The sequence below is a fragment of the Brachybacterium sp. AG952 genome (assembly GCF_004362645.1).
Classification (GTDB): Bacteria; Actinomycetota; Actinomycetes; order Actinomycetales; family Dermabacteraceae; genus Brachybacterium; species Brachybacterium conglomeratum.
In genome coordinates this window covers 185220-201947 of record NZ_SNXV01000003.1, presented here as the reverse complement: position 1 = coordinate 201947, position 16728 = coordinate 185220, and the positions used below count along the sequence as shown (strand labels likewise).

Below are 16728 nucleotides of genomic sequence, written 5' to 3'. Positions count from 1 at the left end.
CTCCTGCCGCTCGTTCCTCGCAGCACGTCGCGCTAGTCATAGAGCCCCTCCAGTGTCCACTCCCCTGCCCGGGACAGGGCGAGCACGGCGACCTCCTCGGCGCTCGCTCCGCGCACCACGAGCTGCAGGCGCGCGGCGCGCCTGCCGTCCCGCGCCCACCAGCGCTCGTCGAGCACGACGGGGGCGGCATGGGCGAGCACCTGGCAGCCGGAGCCGGCGCGCAGCCCTGCCCGCTGCAGCGCCGGCGCGCCCGAGGCGAGGACGAGCAGGCGGGCCGGCGCGCCGCTCAGCAGACCACGGGCGGTGACCACGACGGGACGGCCCGCGGCGTCCTCGAGCCGCACTGCGGGCGGGTCGCGGAACACGGTCGCGGGCACCGGGCGGGGCAGGGCGCCGGGCCAGGGGCCCTCGCGCCGTTCGGGCTTCTCGCTGCGCCAGGGCACCAGGGCGACCTCGTCGGCCAGCAGCCTCCCCCCGACGAGGGCCGGGACCTGCACCGCCTCCTCCCCCGCCAGGCCCTGCGCGCGGGCGAGCGCACGGGAGGCCCGCTGCGCCGCCTCCCCGGCGCTGCCCCACAGCGCGGGCGCGTTCTCCCCCGCCGGGGCCAGCTGCAGAGGGTGCAGCCCGATCCGGGTGATCGCCCCGGTCGCAGGACCGCCGAGTCGCGCCCGGGTGATCCAGCCGTCGCACTGCCAGCGGATGCGATCCACGACGTCGGCGACGGTCAGCGCCCCGTCGTGCCGCCAGGTGCGCTCCATCTCCTCGCCGCCCTCGGTGCGGGCCACGATCCGCAGCCTGGTGCACACCAGCCCTCGTTCGACCAGCATCGCGTGCAGCTGCTCGGCCAGCGGACGCGCGATGAAGGCCGCCTGGTCGGTGCGCACCAGCGGGGTCTCCAGCGTCGTCTCGGCCAGCAGCGGCTGGGTGGGATGGTGCGCGGCGGGCGGCGCGGGCTCCTGCCCGCGCGCGAGCAGGTGCAGCGTCGCGACGTCCGGGCCGAAGCGGTCGGCGACCGCGGCCGAGGGCAGTGCGGCGAGATCACCGAGGGTCGTGATCCCGAGCCGCTGCAGCAGATCGACCGTCTCGGCGAGGTCGAGGCGTCGTTCGGGGCGGGCGGCCGAGGGCTGACCGCGATGGCCCCAGCCGGGGCCGACGGGCGCGCTGCGCAGGGCCTGGATCGGGTGCGGGGCGAGGTAGTCGGCGCTGCGGCCCTCGTGCACGATCCGGCCCGGCCCGGAGGCGAGCAGTGCAGCGAAGGGACCGTCGGCGATCCCGACGGCGCAGTCCCAGCCGGTGAGGTCGGCGACCGCGTCGAGGATCCGCTCGGCGAGTCGCCCCTCCCCGCCCTGGTGGCGGGACGGCCCCCGGGCGGACATCAGCAGCACCCCGGGGCGCAGCACGTCCACCCCGGCCGCGATCGTGTCCACCGCGGCGGCGACCAGCTCGAACAGCGCGGTCTCCTGCTCGCGGTCGGCCTCCAGCACGAGCGCCTCGGGACAGGCGGCCCGGGCGGCGCGACGCGTCATCCCCGGGCGCACCCCGGCCTCGAGGGCGGCGGCGCCGGCATGGGTGACGCGGTGCTGGTCGAGAAGGATCACCGGGACGGCGGCGAGATCGAGCGGGACCGGCGCGGGGGCGTCCTCCTCCCCTGCGGCGGCCTCGAGGCGTCGCTGGTGGCGGTCCAGCGCGGCCAGCAGCGGCCAGTCCGGGACGGTCACCGCGACGGTGCGGGTCGCCCGGGCGGTGACGGCGTCGACAGCAGCGGGGCCGGCCGCGGCGGGGGCGTGGAGGTCGGCGGGGGCGTGCACGCTCATCACCCGGCCCTCCGCACGCTCGGCAGGAGCTGCATCGCCGGACGCCGCTCCGAGACCGCCGCCGGACGGGCCGCAGCCCCCGCCGACGCACCGGCGGGAACCGCTGCGAGCATCCCGTCCACCTGCGGCAGCAGCACCTCGGCCGACCGGTGACCGGCGATGCCGCGGCCCTCGGCGGTGATCTCGAGACGGCGCCGACGCAGTCGTCCCGAGCCCTGGCCGAGGCCGGACCATCCCCGAGCGGTGGAGCGCAGCGTGAGGTCGGCGCGGCCGGGCGGGGCGGCGGCGAGGACGAGGGTGTCGGCGGTGCGGGCCCGGCCCAGCAGGCTGCGCCAGAGCGCCGGGGCGAGGTCCAGGTCGGGGCCGAGCACGAGCACGCCCACCCCGTCGGCGAGAGCGGAGAGCACCTGGGGACGCTGCTCGCCGTCCGCCGCGGCGAGGGCGAGGCGGCAGGGATCCAGGCCCGCGTCCATCGCGGAGCGCAGCCCCAGATCGGGCATCCCGGCGATCGCGCACCAGGAGTCCTCCCCCGCCGCGGCGACCGCGAGGGACAGCAGCAGCGAGGTGCTCGCGGCGCCCTCGAGCGCCACGGAGCTGCCGGCGCGCAGGCTCCCGCGCGGGAACAGCGTCCGGAGCGGCCCCGGGACCGACAGGCGGGCGCCGAGCCCGTCGTCCTCGGCCTCGGAGACGGGGCGCGCTGAGGGCTGCAGCGCGGTGCGGTCGATCCGTCCGCCCCAGCGGGCGGCGGAGCGCTCGGCCGCCCCGAGCGCGGCCCGGGCCCGGGACAGCCGCTCCTCGCGGTCCTCGATCTGCAGGGCGGTGCCCATCGCGCTCCTCCTTCCGGCCCTCGCCGTTTCTTCGCATTCCTGTTCGAACAGGGGTTCGAACTGTACGCCTCGGCGGGGTGGCGCTCAAGGCGCCCAGGTCGTGACATCGAACGTGTATACGAAGCCTCGAGGAGGGGTGTGACAGACGAGGGGCGGGCGGAACGGGCGGGGTCCCGGGCTGGGTCTCGCGTGACACATTCCCGCCGCACTGGGCCCCGTCGTCGTGCTCGAGGTGCGCGACAGCACCCGGAGCGATGGGGGCGCCGAGGCGACGGGTGCGGGAACGGACGGGAGTGTCCGGCACGACGTGCGCGTACGTGATGGACATGATGTACGTGGAAAAACAAACACATGCACCTGTCCCTCGGGGGTGGCAGGACAGGACGGAGTGGGAGGCGCTCTGTCCGTCGTCGGACCTCCCCTCCTCCCCCGCCGCGTCTCTGCGATCATGAGACGGACCGCACATCGAAGGAGAGGACTGGGATGCGAGCGCTGGTGCTGCACGAGAAGAACCGGATGTCGATCGAGGAGGTCGAGGCGCCCGGCGCTCCCGGCCCCGGTCAGGTGAGGATCGCGATGCACACGGTCGGCATCTGCGCCTCGGACGTGCACTACTGGACCGACGGGAAGATCGGCCCGTTCGTCGTCGAGGCGCCGATGATCCTCGGTCACGAGGGCGCCGGCACCGTGCTCGAGGTGGGCGAGGGCGTCACGGACCTCGCCGTCGGCGACCGCGTGGTCATGGAGCCGGGCGTGCCGGACCCCACCTCCCGCGCGGTCAAGGAGGGCAACTACAACGTCGACCCGGGCGTCGAGTTCTGGGCGACCCCGCCCGTGCACGGCTGCCTGGCCGACGAGGTGCTCCACCCCGCCGCCTACACGTACAAACTCCCGGAGTCGATGAGCTTCGCCGAGGGCGCGCTGATCGAGCCCTTCGCCGTGGGCATGTTCGCCGCGACCAAGGCGGAGATCTCCCCCGGCGACGTCGCCGCAGTGGTCGGCGCCGGCACCATCGGGATCATGACCGCGCTCGCCGCGCTCGCCGGCGGTGCCAGCACCGTCTTCATCTCCGACGTCCTGCCGGAGAAGCTCGCGCTGCTCGACGGGATCGACGGCATCGTCACCGTCGACGCCACCCAGCAGGACCTCGGCGAGACGGTGCGCGACGCGACCGGCGGATGGGGCCCGCAGGTCGTCTTCGAGGCGACCGGCGCCGCCCCCGCGTACAAGGCCCTGTGGTCGCTGCCCGCGCCGGGCGGGCGGATCGTCCTGGTGGGCATGCCGGTGGATCCGGTGCCCTTCGACATCGCCACCGCCCAGAGCCGCGGCATCTCGCTCGAGACGGTGTTCCGCTACGCGAACGTGCACCAGAAGGCGATCGACCTCGCCGCGAGCGACGCCGTGGACCTCTCCCCCTTCGTCAGCGTGACCTTCGCCTTCGACGACTCGGTCGCCGCCTTCGAGCGGTTCCTCGAGGGCCGGCCGACGGATGTGAAGATCCAGATCGCGCTGTAAGGACGGGGCAGCTCCGGCGGCGTGCTCGTCAACGTCTCCTCCGGAGCGGCCACCACGGGAGCGCCCGGGGAGTACGTGCACTACGCAGCCGCGAAAGCGGGGGTGGAAGCCCTCACCAAGGGACTCGCGATCGAGGTCGCACCGCGCGGGATCAGGGTCATCGGGGTGGCGCCCGGGACCGTCGACACGCAGGTGCATGCCGACGCAGGAGAACCTGGAAGGCCCGAGAGGATCGCGCGCATGCATCCGATGGGCCGGGTAGGTCGGCCCGAGGAGATTGCCTCGGTCATCGCGTTCGCGCTCTCAGCGGACGCCGGCTACGTCGCGGGGACGACCAATCGCGCAGCCGGCGGGGTCTGAGTCCGGAGCCGGCACGATCGATCCCCGGACGCGGAGCGCGGTCGTCGGCGAGGAACCGGCCGCCGCCTGGGACGGTCGCCTGCCGAACACGATCAGCCTGCTCGCGCGCCGGTGCTGAGGGGTGCCCTGGCAGTTCCTCCCGGCGAGGACGGCGGCGGCATAGCGTGCCGGGAGCTCGACCTCCGAACGATGAAGGATCTCCATGCCCTCCGACGCCCCGCGGCGCCCTCTCGCCTCCCGCCTGCTCGTGCCGTCGGCGGCGCTGCTGTGGGGGCTGCACTCCTCGCTGCTGAGCCCCGCGCTCGCGCTGATCCTCGCCACGCTCTACGACGCCTCCACCGCGGACATCGGCTGGTCGCTGGCGATCTACAACGCCGGCGGCTTCATCGCCTCGATCGTGCTGCCCGCCTGGACGGACCGGCGCCGCACCTACCTGCCGATGCTGATGGCCGCCGCGGTGCTGACGATCGCGCTGGCCGCAGCGCTCGCCGCGGTGAGCACGCTGCCGCTCGCGACGGTGGCGCTGGTGGTCCTCGGCGGCCCGGCGGGGCTCGGCACCACGATGCTCTTCGCCCATCTGCGGGACGTCGGCGCGGCCACCTCCACGATCGTCGACACCCGCGCGATCATCTCCGCGGCGTGGATGGGCGGGCCGCCGCTCGCGACCGCGATCATCGGCTCGGCAGGGGCACGCGGCATCCTGCTGGCACTGGTGGTGATCGCGGTGGTGAACATCGTGACGACCGCAGTGATGATGCGGCAGCACCGCTCCACCGCCGCGGAGACGCCCGAGCCGGCCCGCTCCCCGCACGCCCTGCCGCCCGGCAGCCGGACAGCGACCGTCGTGATCATCGGCGCGTTCGTGCTGTTCCAGGCCACGAATGCGACGGCGATGACGTTCATGGCGCTGTACGTCACCGAGACGGTGGGCCTCGGCGTCATGTGGGCGGGGATCGTGCTCGGCGTCGCCGCCGCGCTCGAGGTGCCGGCGCTGATGATCATCGGGCGGCTCGGTGACCGCATCTCGCACCTCACCCTGGTCGCGGTCGGCGCCGTGCTCTCGGCCGTCTACTACGCCGGGCTGGTGCTGGTGACCGAGCCGGTGCTGCTGCTCGTGCTGCAGATCCCGAACGCGCTCGGCTTCGCCGCGATCTCCGGGATCGGGCTGACTCTCTTCCAGGACCTGATCCCGGGGGCGGGGATGTCCACGGGACTGTTCATGAACGCGAGGCGCGTCGGCGCGATCCTGTCCGGGCCGATCATCGCCGCCGGGGCGCTGCCGCTGCTGGGGCCGCGCGGCATCTTCGCGATCTGCGCGGTGCTGACCGTGATCGGGCTCGTCATGATCCCGCTGGCGAAGCGACTCGCGGCGCGGCCCGCGGAGACGGCGCGAGCCTGAGCACGGACGGCCGGTGCAGGGGGCGGGATCGCCGCGCGTCGGCTCCCCGCTCGACGGGCCCGCTCGGACGCCCCGGCCGTGCCGTCAGCCGGCCGCGGTGGAGCGCCCGTCGGCGGTCGAACGGGCCCCGTCGACCGACTCCTGCGCGAGGCTGCCCAGCAGCCGCAGCCGCTCCTCGCTGGGCGAGCCGGGCGCGGCGGTGTACCCGAACATGAACCAGTCGGGATGGGCGGGGAAGTCCATCGCCTCGTAGCCGAGCTCGAGGTCCCCCACCTCCGGGTGGTGGATGCGCTTGAGACCGGTGCGGTGGTGGCGCACGTCGTGCGCGGCCCAGCGCACCCGGAAGTCGTCGCTGCGGGTGGCGAGCTCGCCGATGAGGTCGCTGAGCCGCTTGTCGCGCGGGGACTGGCCCGCGTAGGTGCGCAGCGTCGCGACGATGCCGGTGGCGTTGTCCTCCCAGTCGGGGAAGAAGGTGCGCGCGGCGGGGCTGAAGAAGACGAACCTCGCCGTGTTCCCGCGAGCGGCGGGGTCCTCGAGCACCGGGGCGTACAGCGCACGGCCGAGGGGATTCGTCGCCACCACGTCCATGCGACGGTCCCGCACCCACACCGGCACGGAGACGGCGTCGACGAAGCGCTGCAGCGAGTCGGGGAAGGGCTGCTCGGCCGGACGAGGTCGCCGACGGGCCGGCGGCCCCGCGGCCTCGGCGAGGTCGTGGAGATGGTCTGTCTCCGCCTCGTCCAGCAGCAGGGTGCGGGCGAGCGCGTCCAGCACCTCCGTCGAGACGCCGCGCAGGTCACCGCGCTCGATCCGGGCGTAGTACTCGACGCTGATCCCCGTGGCCGCGGCGACCTCCTCGCGGCGCAGCCCGGGCACGCGGCGACGCGTGTCGCCGAGGATCCCCGCCTGGGAGGGCGTGATCCGGTCCCGGCGCGTGCGCAGGAAATCGCTCACCTCTGCTCGATGGTCCATGGTCACACCGTATTCCTCCCCGCTCACGCCTCCGGGATCTCGCGGCCGAAGGTCTCCAGTGTGATCGCATCGGGGTCGGGGCCGCCGCGCTCGCCGGTCTCCAGCGCGTCGATCCGGGCGACCTCCTCGTCGGAGAGCTCGACGCGGAACACGTCGAGGTTCTCGGCGATCCGCTCGGGGCGCACGGACTTCGGGATGACCGAGCGGCCCTGCTGGAGGCCCCAGCGCAGCATGACCTGCGCCGGCGTGAGGCCGTGCGCGGCGGCGATCTCGCCGATCACCGGGTCGGTCAGGGTGGAGCGCTCCACGTCGCCTCGGTAGTGGGTGATCCCGCCGATCGGGGACCAGGCCTGGGTGAGGATGCCGTGGCGGGCGTTCGCCTCCTGCACGTCGCGCTGCGCGAAGTAGGGGTGGGACTCGACCTGGTTCACAGCGGGGGTCACATCGGTCGCCTCGAGCAGGCGCTCGAGCACATCCGGCATGACGTTGCTGATGCCGATGGCGCGCACGCGCCCGTCGGCCAGCAGCGTCTCCAGCGCCTTGTAGGCGCCGATCGTCTTCTCGAACTCGCTGGTCAGCGGCTGGTGCAGCAGGAGCAGGTCGATCTGGTCGACGCCGAGCTTCGCGGCGGACTTCTCGAAGCCGTGCAGCGCCTGGTCGTAGCCGTAGTCGGTGATCCACAGCTTCGTCTCGAGGAACACCTCGGAGCGGTCCACGCCCGAGGCGCGCAGCCCCTCCCCCACCTCCCGCTCGTTGCCGTAGGCCGCGGCGGTGTCGATGTGGCGGTAGCCGATGCGCAGGGCCTCGGCGACCGCGGCGGAGGTCTCCTCCGGCGGGGTCTGGAAGACGCCGAGGCCGAGGGCCGGCATCGTCACGCCGTTGTTCAGGGTGAAGGAGGGATTCGTTGCGGTGAGATCGATCGTCATGCTGTCCACGCTAGGAGCAGGGGCGACGGGACGGGAGGAACTGGCAGTTCCCCCTTCGCGGCGGGGCTCAGGCCTGCGCGAGCATCGCCCGACGCTGCCAGAACACCACGGCGCTGGCCGCGGCGACGTTGAGGGAGTCCACTCCCCCGGCCATCGGGATCACCACGTGCTCGTCGACCGCACGGAGCGTCGCGGGCTTCAGGCCGTGGCCCTCCGCGCCGAGCACGAGGGCGACCTTCCGCTTCGGGCCGAGGTCCACTCCGTCCAGCGGCGCCGCCCCGTCGGTCAGCGCCAGGGCGAGCACGTCGAAGCCGGCCTCGTGCAGCCCCTCGATGCCCGCGGCGGGCCAGGAGGTCAGCCGGGTCCACGGCACCTGGAAGACGGTGCCCATCGAGACACGGATCGAGCGGCGGTACAGCGGGTCCGCGCACTGCGGGGTCACCAGCACCGCATCCACGCCCAGCGCCGCGGCGGAGCGGAACATCGCCCCGACGTTCGTGTGGTCCACGATGTCCTCGAGCACGGCGACGGTCCGCGCCCCCTCCAGCAGCTCGGCCACACCGGGCAGCTCGGGGCGCTGCATGGCCGCGAGCGCGCCGCGGTGGAGGTGGAAGCCGGTGAGCTGCTCGAGCAGCGCCTCCTCCCCCACGAACACGGGCACCTCGGGGAAGCGCTCGTACAGCGGCGCGAACTTCTGAAGCCATTTCTCGCTCATCAGGAACGAACGCGGTGCCATCCCGGCGTCCATGGCGCGGGAGATGACCTCGAAGCTCTCGGCCATGAACAGGCCCCGCTCCACCTCGACACGGGAGCGGAGCTTCACGTCCGTCATGCGCAGGTAGTCGTCGAGCGCCGGGTCCCCGAGCTCGGTGATCCGGCGCAGCTGCGCCTCGCTCATGCGCTCAGTCCAGGGAGAGGGAGCGGGCGGTGAAGCGCTCGCCGCGCTGCTCCACCACGAGCGGCAGCCCGAACGTCCTCGTCAGGTTCTGGGAGGTGAGGGTCTCGGCGATGGGGCCGGCGGCGACCAGGCCGCCGTCGCGCAGCAGCGCGACATGGGTGTAGCCCGGCGGGATCTCCTCGACGTGGTGGGTGACCAGCAGCGTCACCGGGGTCGCGGGGTCCTTCGCGAGCCGGCCCAGGGTGCGCACGAGCGCCTCGCGGCCGCCGAGGTCCAGGCCCGCCGCGGGCTCGTCCAGCAGCAGCAGCTCCGGGTCGGTCATCAGGGCGCGGGCGGCGAGGACGCGCTTGCGCTCGCCGGTGGAGAGGGTGCCGAAGTGACGGCCCGCGAGGTCGCCGACGCCGAAGGCGGCCAGCAGGGTGCGAGCGCGCTCGAGGTCGACTTCGTCGTAGCTCTCCCGCCACCGGCCGACGACGCCGTACCCGGCGGTGACCACGACGTTCTCGGCGGTCTCGTCGGCCGGGATCGTGTCGGCGAGCTCCTGGCTCGCCAGCCCCAGCAGGGGGCGCAGCTCGAAGATGTCCACGCGGCCCAGCTGCTCGCCGAGGATCTCGACGGTGCCGGAGGTGGGGTGCAGCCGTGCCGAGAGCAGACGCACGAGGGTGGACTTGCCGGCGCCGTTGGGGCCGAGCACCGCCCAGCGCTCCCCCTCCCCGATCCGGAGGGTCACCTCGTCGAGGATGGTCTTCCCGCTGCGGGTGACGGTGACATCGGTCAGGGAGGCTGCTGCGACGGACATGGCCCCGAGCCTATCGCCTGGGCGCCCCTGTCCGTGGTCGGCCCACCGGGCGCGTCGGCCCCTGCCTAGACTGGCCCGGTCCGACCCCGACCTGCTGGAGGTCCCTGTGGCGCACCGTCCCGTCTCCCTGCTCGCACCGCGCGGCTCGGTCGCCGCCGACGACCTCCGCGAGGGCATCGACGCGCTCCTGGCGGACCACGACGGCGACGTGCCGCTCGAGTTCCCCGCCGACGTGCTCGCCGCCGCCGAGGAGGCCGCGGGGCGTGACGCCGCGGCAGGCGGTGCGGACCGACGCGATCTCACCGACGTGCCCTTCGTGACCCTGGACCCGGCAAGCTCCACGGACCTCGACCAGGCGATGCACCTGGAGCGCACCACGGAGGGGTACCGGGTGCTGTACGCGATCGCGGACGTGCCCTTCTTCGTCGACCTCGACGGTGTGATCGACCACGAGGCTCGGCGGCGCGGGGAGACCCTCTACCTCCCGGACCGACGCATACCGCTGCATCCCGAGGTGCTCTCCGAGGGCGTCGCCTCCCTGCTGCCGGAGCAGACCGCGCCCGCCTTCGTGTGGGAGCTGACGCTGGACGAGCGCGGCGTGGTCGTCGGGATCGGGCTCGAGCGGGCGCTGGTCCGCTCCGTCGCGAAGCTCGCCTACGACCGGGTGCAGCAGGAGCTCGACGCCGGACACGGCCATCCGATGATGGTGCTGCTGCAGGAGATCGGCGACCTCCGCACCGCGCTCGAGGCCGAGCGCGGTGGGGCGAGCCTGAACGTGCCCGAGCAGGAGGTGGTGGCCGAGGAGGACCACGTGCGCCTGACCTGGCGGAGCATGAACCCGATCGAGGACGCGAACGCGCAGCTCTCGCTGATGACCGGCATGGCCGCGGCGAGCCTGATGCTCGAGCACGGCGCGGGGATCCTGCGCACCATGCCGCCGGCGGAGCAGCGCGCCGTGGACCGCTTCCGCCGCCAGAGCGAGGTGCTGGGAGTGCCCTGGCGCGAGGGCGTGGAGTACGGGGAGTTCCTGCGCTCCCTGCACTGGCGCGAGCCGACCCATCTCGCGCTGCTGAACCACGCCACCTCCCTGTTCCGCGGCGCCTCCTATGCGGCGTTCACCCGTCCCGAGGAGGTGCCCGAGGACCCGGTGCAGGCCGCGATCGCCGCGCCCTACGCCCACACCACCGCCCCGCTGCGCCGCCTCGTGGACCGCTTCGTGCTGCTGGTCTGCCTGGACCATGCACAGGGCCGCAGCCCCTCGCAGGAGCTGCTCGCCGCCCTCGGCGAGATCCCCGAGGCGATGCAGTCCACCGGCGCGCAGGCCGGGAACCTCGAGCGGGCCGCCCGCGAGCTGGTGGAGACCGCCGCGCTCGCCGCCTGGCAGGGCGAGACCTTCGACGCGACGGTGATCGAGCGGCGCGAGGCGAGCGAGGGCAACGGCAACGGCTCCGGCGCCCCGCTGCGCGTCGAGGTGCAGCTGACCGATCCGCCGGTGACCGCCTGGGTGCCGATGGATGCGGAGGTCGGCACCGTGGTGCGGGTGCGGCTGGAGACGGTGGACGTCCCCGCGCGGCGGGCGGTCTTCGTCGCGGCCGACGAGTCGAGCGCGGCCGACGACGGGGCGCCCGGCGGCGCGGACGGAGCCGGCTCGTGAGCGAGGCCGCTGCCGGGCGTGATCTCGTCGCCCTCCCCCGGGCGGCGGTGCTGATGCTGTGGACCGCCGCCTACCTGCGCGGCGATCTCGGGCCCGACGACGCCGCCCGGATGAGCCACGGCGTGGGCCGCTCCGGACCCTCCGGCGAGGGCACGGACCTGTTCGAGTGGATGACGGCGCTGCGCCGCCTGCCGCTCGCCCAGCTGCGTCTGGTGCTGCCCGGCCCCGGCCGGCTCGCGGGCCTCGTCGGCCCGCCTCCGGTGGTGCCGCTCGCCCTCGAGGCGGAGCAGGCGATCATCGTCACCGGCGCCGGGATCGCCGATCACACCCTCGTCCCGGTGCTGACCCCGGTCGAGGTCGAGGGACGCGAGGTCACCGCGGTGACCTGGGCGAAGGTCGAGGCGCCGCTCGGCGCGCAGGTCCCGCCCGCGGCGACCTCGGGCAGCGCCCGCGAGGAGCTGCTGCGCGCGCTGCGCCGCACGGCCGAGGGGAGCATCGACCTGGACCTGGTGCCCGAGGAGCCGGTCGAGGCCGCCCGCATCCCGCCCGGCTGGATCTCCACCGCCCTGCCCCGCCACGTCGACGGGGCGGCCGCGCACCTGCTGGTCCTCGCCTCTCGCACCCTGCTGCTGACCCGCTCCGAGATCGAGGAGGGCCACGGTCACACGATCGACCTCTCCGAGGCGCTCGCGCGGCGGGGCCTGCTCGACGAGCTGCACGAGGCGGCGCGCGCGGCGCTGGTCGAGGCGGTCGAGCGGATCGTGCTGGACGAGCTCGGCTGAGGCCGGCCGTCCCGGCGCACGCCGGGACGGCCGGGGCTCAGGCGGTCAACGCGACTGCTCGATGACGGTGCGGTAGACCTCCAGGGTGCGCTCCGCGATCGAGGTCCAGGAGAAGTGCTCGGCGGCGCGGCGGCGCGAGGCCTCGCCCATCTCCTTCGCCCGTGCCGGGTCCGAGACCATCCGCACCAGCGCGTCGCGGGTGTCGGCGATGAACCTCTCCGGGTCCACGGGGGTTCCGGTGCCGTCGCTGAGCTGCTCGAGCTGGACCAGGTAGCCGGTCTCCCCGTCGGCGACGACCTCGGGGATGCCGCCGGTCGCGGAGGCGACCACGGGGGTGCCGCAGGCCATGGCCTCGAGGTTCACGATGCCGAGCGGCTCGTAGATGCTCGGGCACGCGAAGGTGGTCGCGTGGGTGAGGATCTGGGTCAGCTCGTGTCGCGGCAGCATCTCGGTGATCAGGTGCACGTTGCCGCGGGTGGTGGACAGCTCCCTGACGAGCCCGTCGACCTCCTGGGCGATCTCCGGGGTGTCCGGGGCGCCGGCGCACAGCACCACTTGGTAGTCCTCGGGCAGCTCGCGCACCGCCCGCAGGAAGTAGGGCAGGCCCTTCTGGCGGGTGATCCGGCCGACGAACACGATCGTCGGCGCCTCGGGGTCGATGCCGCGGGAGGTCAGCGCCGAGGTGTCCTGGTTCGGGGCCCAGGAGTCGATGTCGATGCCGTTGTGGACCACGTGCACCTTCGCCGGGTCGACCGAGGGGTAGGCGCGCAGGATGTCCTCCCGCATCCCGGCGGAGACCGCGATGACCCCGGCGGCGCCCTCGTAGGCGGTGCGCTCGGCGAAGGAGGAGACGCGATAGCCGCCGCCGAGCTGCTCCGCCTTCCACGGGCGCAGCGGCTCGAGGGAGTGGGCCGAGAGCACGTGCGGGATCCCGTGCAGCAGCGAGGCGACGTGCCCGGCGAAGTTCGCGTACCAGGTGTGGGAATGGACCAGGTCCGCGCCGCCGCAGTCCGCGGCGATCAGCAGGTCGGTGCCGAGGGTGGACAGGGCGGCGTTGGCCCCCTCGAGCTCCGCGGGGGTGCTGTAGGAGCTGGTGCCCTCCTCCTGCCGCTCGGCGCCGAAGGCCCGCACCCGCACGTCGATGTGCGGGCGCAGCACCTTGGTGAGCTCGGCGACGTGCACCCCGGCACCGCCGTAGACCTCCGGGGGGTACTCCTTGGTGAGCAGATCGACGCGCATGGGGTTCCTTCTCCTTCGTGCCTCGGCGCGGGGCGCACGACGCGGACCGGTTTGCCCGTTCCGCCCGGTGCGTCCACGCTCTCGGGGATGTGCGTGACGAGTGCCACGATTGGACTATCCTCGCACCATGTCGTCCCAAAAGGTCCTCGCCATCGTCCTCGCCGGCGGCGAGGGGAAGCGGCTGATGCCGCTGACCCTCGATCGGGCAAAGCCCGCGGTGCCGTTCGGCGGCATCTACCGCCTCATCGACTTCGCCCTGTCGAACATCGTCAACTCCGGCTATCTCAAGATCGTCGTGCTCACCCAGTACAAGTCGCACTCGCTGGACAAGCACATCGCCCAGACGTGGCGGATGAGCTCGCTGCTGGGCAACTACGTCGCGCCGGTCCCCGCGCAGCAGCGGATGGGCAAGCACTGGTTCCGCGGCAGCGCCGACGCGATCGCCCAGTCGCTGAACCTGATCCACGACGAGAAGCCGGAGTACGTGGTCGTCGTCGGCGCCGACAACATCTACCGCATGGACTTCTCGCAGATGCTGGACGCGCACATCGAGTCCGGCCGCTCCTGCACGGTCGCCGCGATCCGTCAGCCGATCGAGCTGTCGGACCAGTTCGGCGTCATCGAGACCGATCCGTCGGACCCCACCGCCATCAAGGCCTTCGTCGAGAAGCCGAAGGAGACCGAGGGCCTGGCCGACGACCCCTCCTCGGTCCTCGCCTCGATGGGCAACTACATCTTCACCGCCGACGCGCTGGTCGAGGCCGTCACCCGCGACGCCGAGGACGACTCCTCCAAGCACGACATGGGCGGGGACATCGTCCCCTCGTTCGTGGAGAACGGCGACGCGACGGTCTACGACTTCATCCACAACGACGTGCCGGGCTCCACCGATCGCGACCGCGACTACTGGCGCGACGTCGGCACCCTGGACGCCTTCTACGACGCGCACATGGATCTGATCTCGATCCACCCCGTGTTCAACCTCTACAACGACAAGTGGCCCACCTTCACCGGGCACCGCAACGCGCCGCCGGCGAAGTTCGTCCACGCCGGCCCCGGCCGCGTCGGCTCCGCGGTGGACTCCGTCATCTCTCCCGGTGTGGTCGTCTCCGGCGCCTCGGTCTCCAGCTCCGTGCTCTCCCCCGGGGTGCGCGTGAACTCGTGGTCGACGGTCTCGGACTCCGTGCTGATGGACGGCGTCACGGTGGGTCGGCACTGCCAGATCCACCGCGCGATCATCGACAAGGACGTGGTCGTCCCCCCGCGCACCCAGATCGGCCTGGACGCCGAGAAGGACCGGGCCCGCGGCTGGGTCGTCACCGACTCCGGCATCACCGTGATCGGCAAGGGCACGGTCATCGAGCCGTGAGCGCCGCAGTTCCCGGGACCACGACGACCTCCCTCGCGACGGGGCTGCTCGTCTCCGACGTCGACTCGACCTTCCTCACGCAGGAGGTGATCGAGCTCGTCGCCGATCACGCCGGCGTGCGGGCCGAGGTCGAGGAGATCACCACCGCGGCGATGCGCGGCGAGCTCGACTTCGCCGCGTCGCTGCGGGCGCGGGTGGCGCTGCTGGAGGGGCTCGACGACTCGGTGCTCGCCGAGGTGCGCTCCTCGCTGGTGCCGACGCCCGGCGCGCTCGAGCTGGTGCGCCGCGCGAAGGCGGCCGGCTGGGCGACCGCGCTGGTCTCCGGCGGGTTCCACGAGGTGATCGATCCCCTCGCCGCCGAGGCGGGCATCGACCACGTGCGGGCGAACCGCTTCGAGATCGCGGGCGGCCGCCTCACCGGGAAGGTCTCCGGCCCGATCATCGACGGCGCCGCGAAGCGCGCCACCCTCGAGGAGCTCGCCGCGCGGCACGGCGTGCCGGTCGCGCGGATCGTGGCGATGGGCGACGGGGCGAACGACCGCGAGATGCTCGCCGCCGCCGGCACCGGCATCGCCTTCCGGGCGAAGCCCGCGCTGCGGGAGATGGCCGACGTGGTGCTGGACGGGGAGTCGCTGCTGGACGCCTGGCCGCACCTGGAGGCCGCGGCCTCCCGCTGAGCGGCTCCGCACAGCACAGCGCCCGCCCCACCGCGACGGTGGGGCGGGCGCTGTCGCGTCGGCCTCAGGGGCGGACGATGGTGTGCAGGGTGAGCGCGTCCTCGCCGAGCGCCTCCCAGTTCTCCAGGGAGCCGGAGAGCACGGACATGGAGCCGGTCGGCATGCCGATGCGGGCCTGCGCGGTCGCCCCGGCGTCGGAGTCGTCGTCCGCCAGCAGCGCGCTGAGCGAGGAGATGGTCGGCTCGTGCCCGATCACCAGGACCACCGCGTGCTCCGGGGCGACGCCCCGGACCAGCGAGAGCAGCTCCGAGGGGCCGCCGGAGTAGATCTCCTCGTGCGAGGTGACCTCTCCGTCGAAGTCCGTCATCTGCGAGCGGACGCCCTCCCAGGTCTGCGCGGTGCGGGTGGAGTCCGAGACGAGCACCCGGGAGACCTCCACGTTCTGCGCGGCGAGGTACTCCCCCACCAGTCGGGCCTGGGACTGTCCGCGCTCGGCCAGCGCACGCTCGTGGTCGGGCTGGCCGGAGCTGTTCTCCGCCTTGCCGTGGCGCATCAGGAGCAGCAGACGACTGGCGGGGGCGGAGGAGGACATCGGGGTGGGTTCACACCTTCACGGTCGGTCGGTTCGGGACGGGGATCAGTGTCCCATGCCCAGGCCGCCGTCGACGGGGATGACGGCGCCGGAGATGTACGCCGCATCGTCGCTCGCGACGAACGCCACGACGCGGGCCACCTCCTCCGGGTCCGCGAAGCGCCCGGCGGGGATCGCCTTGCGGTAGCTGTCCTGGAGATCCTCGGAGAGCTGCTGGGTCATCTCGGTGTCGATGTAGCCGGGCGCGACCACGTTCGCGGTGATGCCGCGGGACCCGAGCTCGCGGGTGAGTGCGCGGGCGATGCCGACCAGACCGGACTTCGAGGCCGCGTAGTTGACCTGTCCGGGCGAGCCGTACAGGCCCACCACCGAGCTGATCAGCACGATGCGGCCCTTCTTCCTGCGCACCATCGACTTGATCACGCGCTGCACCGTGCGGAAGGCGCCGGTGAGGTTGGTGTCGAGCACCGTCTCGAAGGACTCGTCGCTCATCCGCAGCAGGAGCTGGTCGTCGGTGATGCCGGCGTTCGCGACCATCACCTCGATCGGTCCGTTCTCGGCCTCGACCGCCTTGATCGCGGCGGTGAGGCTGTCGCCGTCGGTGACGTCGGCGGCGACGGTGAGCGCGCCCTCGGGGCCGCCGGTGCCGGAGCGGCTGGTGACCGCGACCTTGTCGCCGCGGCGGAGGAACTCCTCCGCGATCGACCGGCCGATGCCCCGGTTGCCTCCCGTGACCAGGACGCTGCGGGGCTCGGGGATGCTCTCGGTCATGCGGACTCCTTCGTGTCAGGGGCGGCGGGAGCGGCGTGGAACCGGTGTGTCGGCACGCGGCGGGGACGCCGCCCGGTAGGGGTGTGTGCTCTACGATACGGGGCGAGAGAGTGTCGGGACCCGAGGGGGGACCC

At 73.4% G+C, this 16728-nt stretch carries 16 protein-coding genes; 7 read left to right on the top strand and 9 right to left on the bottom strand.

The window, feature by feature from the left end; all coding sequences use genetic code 11:
- Nucleotides 1-32: 32 nt before the first annotated feature.
- Nucleotides 33-1814: a DNA polymerase Y family protein gene (locus DEU31_RS09205; RefSeq protein ID WP_133676893.1), complete on the bottom strand. Its 1782-nt coding sequence runs from the start codon at nt 1812-1814 to the stop codon at nt 33-35.
- Nucleotides 1814-2641 (bottom strand): hypothetical protein, encoded by an 828-nt coding sequence (locus tag DEU31_RS09200; protein WP_010551550.1) that lies wholly within the window; start codon nt 2639-2641, stop codon nt 1814-1816. The genes DEU31_RS09205 and DEU31_RS09200 overlap by 1 nt, the downstream gene beginning before the upstream one ends.
- Nucleotides 2642-3124: 483 nt before the next feature.
- On the opposite strand from DEU31_RS09200, the gene DEU31_RS09195 reads away from it, so the two are divergent.
- The 3 genes from DEU31_RS09195 (at nt 3125) to DEU31_RS09185 (ending at nt 5915) form a co-directional block, all read left to right on the top strand.
- Nucleotides 3125-4156, top strand: a complete 1032-nt coding sequence (locus DEU31_RS09195) for an NAD(P)-dependent alcohol dehydrogenase (protein ID WP_133676892.1) — start codon at nt 3125-3127, stop codon at nt 4154-4156.
- A 21-nt stretch (nt 4157-4177) separates the two neighbouring features.
- Nucleotides 4178-4516: an SDR family oxidoreductase gene (locus tag DEU31_RS09190; protein WP_133676891.1), complete on the top strand. Its 339-nt coding sequence runs from the start codon at nt 4178-4180 to the stop codon at nt 4514-4516.
- A 202-nt stretch (nt 4517-4718) separates the two neighbouring features.
- Entirely contained in the window at nt 4719-5915 is a 1197-nt protein-coding gene (locus tag DEU31_RS09185) for an MFS transporter (protein ID WP_133676890.1), read from the top strand.
- A gap of 84 nt (nt 5916-5999) precedes the next feature.
- On the opposite strand, the gene DEU31_RS09180 is transcribed toward DEU31_RS09185, so the two are convergent.
- From DEU31_RS09180 to DEU31_RS09165, 4 genes are all read right to left on the bottom strand, one after another.
- Entirely contained in the window at nt 6000-6887 is an 888-nt protein-coding gene (locus tag DEU31_RS09180; protein WP_133676889.1) for a helix-turn-helix transcriptional regulator, read from the bottom strand.
- A gap of 23 nt (nt 6888-6910) precedes the next feature.
- Entirely contained in the window at nt 6911-7813 is a 903-nt protein-coding gene (locus DEU31_RS09175; protein ID WP_133676888.1) for an aldo/keto reductase, read from the bottom strand.
- Nucleotides 7814-7880: 67 nt separating this feature from the next.
- The gene (locus DEU31_RS09170) at nt 7881-8711 is read right to left on the bottom strand and encodes an RNA methyltransferase (protein WP_010551556.1); all 831 of its coding nucleotides are present in this window, start codon (nt 8709-8711) and stop codon (nt 7881-7883) included.
- Nucleotides 8712-8715: 4 nt separating this feature from the next.
- Nucleotides 8716-9510, bottom strand: coding sequence for an ABC transporter ATP-binding protein (locus DEU31_RS09165; protein WP_010551557.1), 795 nt, complete (start codon nt 9508-9510; stop codon nt 8716-8718).
- A 106-nt stretch (nt 9511-9616) separates the two neighbouring features.
- Here DEU31_RS09165 and DEU31_RS09160 point away from each other — a divergent pair, with 106 nt between their 5' ends.
- Together DEU31_RS09160 and DEU31_RS09155 are read left to right on the top strand one after the other, a co-directional pair.
- Nucleotides 9617-11164, top strand: a complete 1548-nt coding sequence (locus DEU31_RS09160; RefSeq protein WP_133676887.1) for an RNB domain-containing ribonuclease — start codon at nt 9617-9619, stop codon at nt 11162-11164.
- On the top strand, nt 11161-11946 hold the full coding sequence (locus tag DEU31_RS09155) for a hypothetical protein (protein WP_133676886.1): 786 nt from the start codon (nt 11161-11163) through the stop codon (nt 11944-11946). The genes DEU31_RS09160 and DEU31_RS09155 overlap by 4 nt, the downstream gene beginning before the upstream one ends.
- A gap of 45 nt (nt 11947-11991) precedes the next feature.
- On the opposite strand, the gene glgA is transcribed toward DEU31_RS09155, so the two are convergent.
- The gene (gene glgA, locus DEU31_RS09150; protein WP_010551560.1) at nt 11992-13185 is read right to left on the bottom strand and encodes a glycogen synthase; all 1194 of its coding nucleotides are present in this window, start codon (nt 13183-13185) and stop codon (nt 11992-11994) included.
- A 127-nt stretch (nt 13186-13312) separates the two neighbouring features.
- Between glgA and glgC the strand changes: the two genes are divergently transcribed.
- Nucleotides 13313-14554, top strand: coding sequence for a glucose-1-phosphate adenylyltransferase (gene glgC / locus DEU31_RS09145; RefSeq protein WP_126985567.1), 1242 nt, complete (start codon nt 13313-13315; stop codon nt 14552-14554).
- Nucleotides 14551-15231, top strand: a complete 681-nt coding sequence (serB, locus tag DEU31_RS09140; protein WP_126985565.1) for a phosphoserine phosphatase SerB — start codon at nt 14551-14553, stop codon at nt 15229-15231. The genes glgC and serB overlap by 4 nt, the downstream gene beginning before the upstream one ends.
- 64 nt (nt 15232-15295) lie before the next feature.
- Here the strand turns inward: serB and DEU31_RS09135 are convergent, their stop codons facing one another.
- Together DEU31_RS09135 and DEU31_RS09130 are read right to left on the bottom strand one after the other, a co-directional pair.
- Complete coding sequence (locus tag DEU31_RS09135; protein ID WP_133676885.1) at nt 15296-15823, bottom strand: histidine phosphatase family protein; 528 nt, start codon at nt 15821-15823, stop codon at nt 15296-15298.
- Nucleotides 15824-15868: 45 nt separating this feature from the next.
- Complete coding sequence (locus DEU31_RS09130; RefSeq protein WP_010551564.1) at nt 15869-16594, bottom strand: beta-ketoacyl-ACP reductase; 726 nt, start codon at nt 16592-16594, stop codon at nt 15869-15871.
- Between the last annotated feature and the right edge of the window lie 134 nt (nt 16595-16728).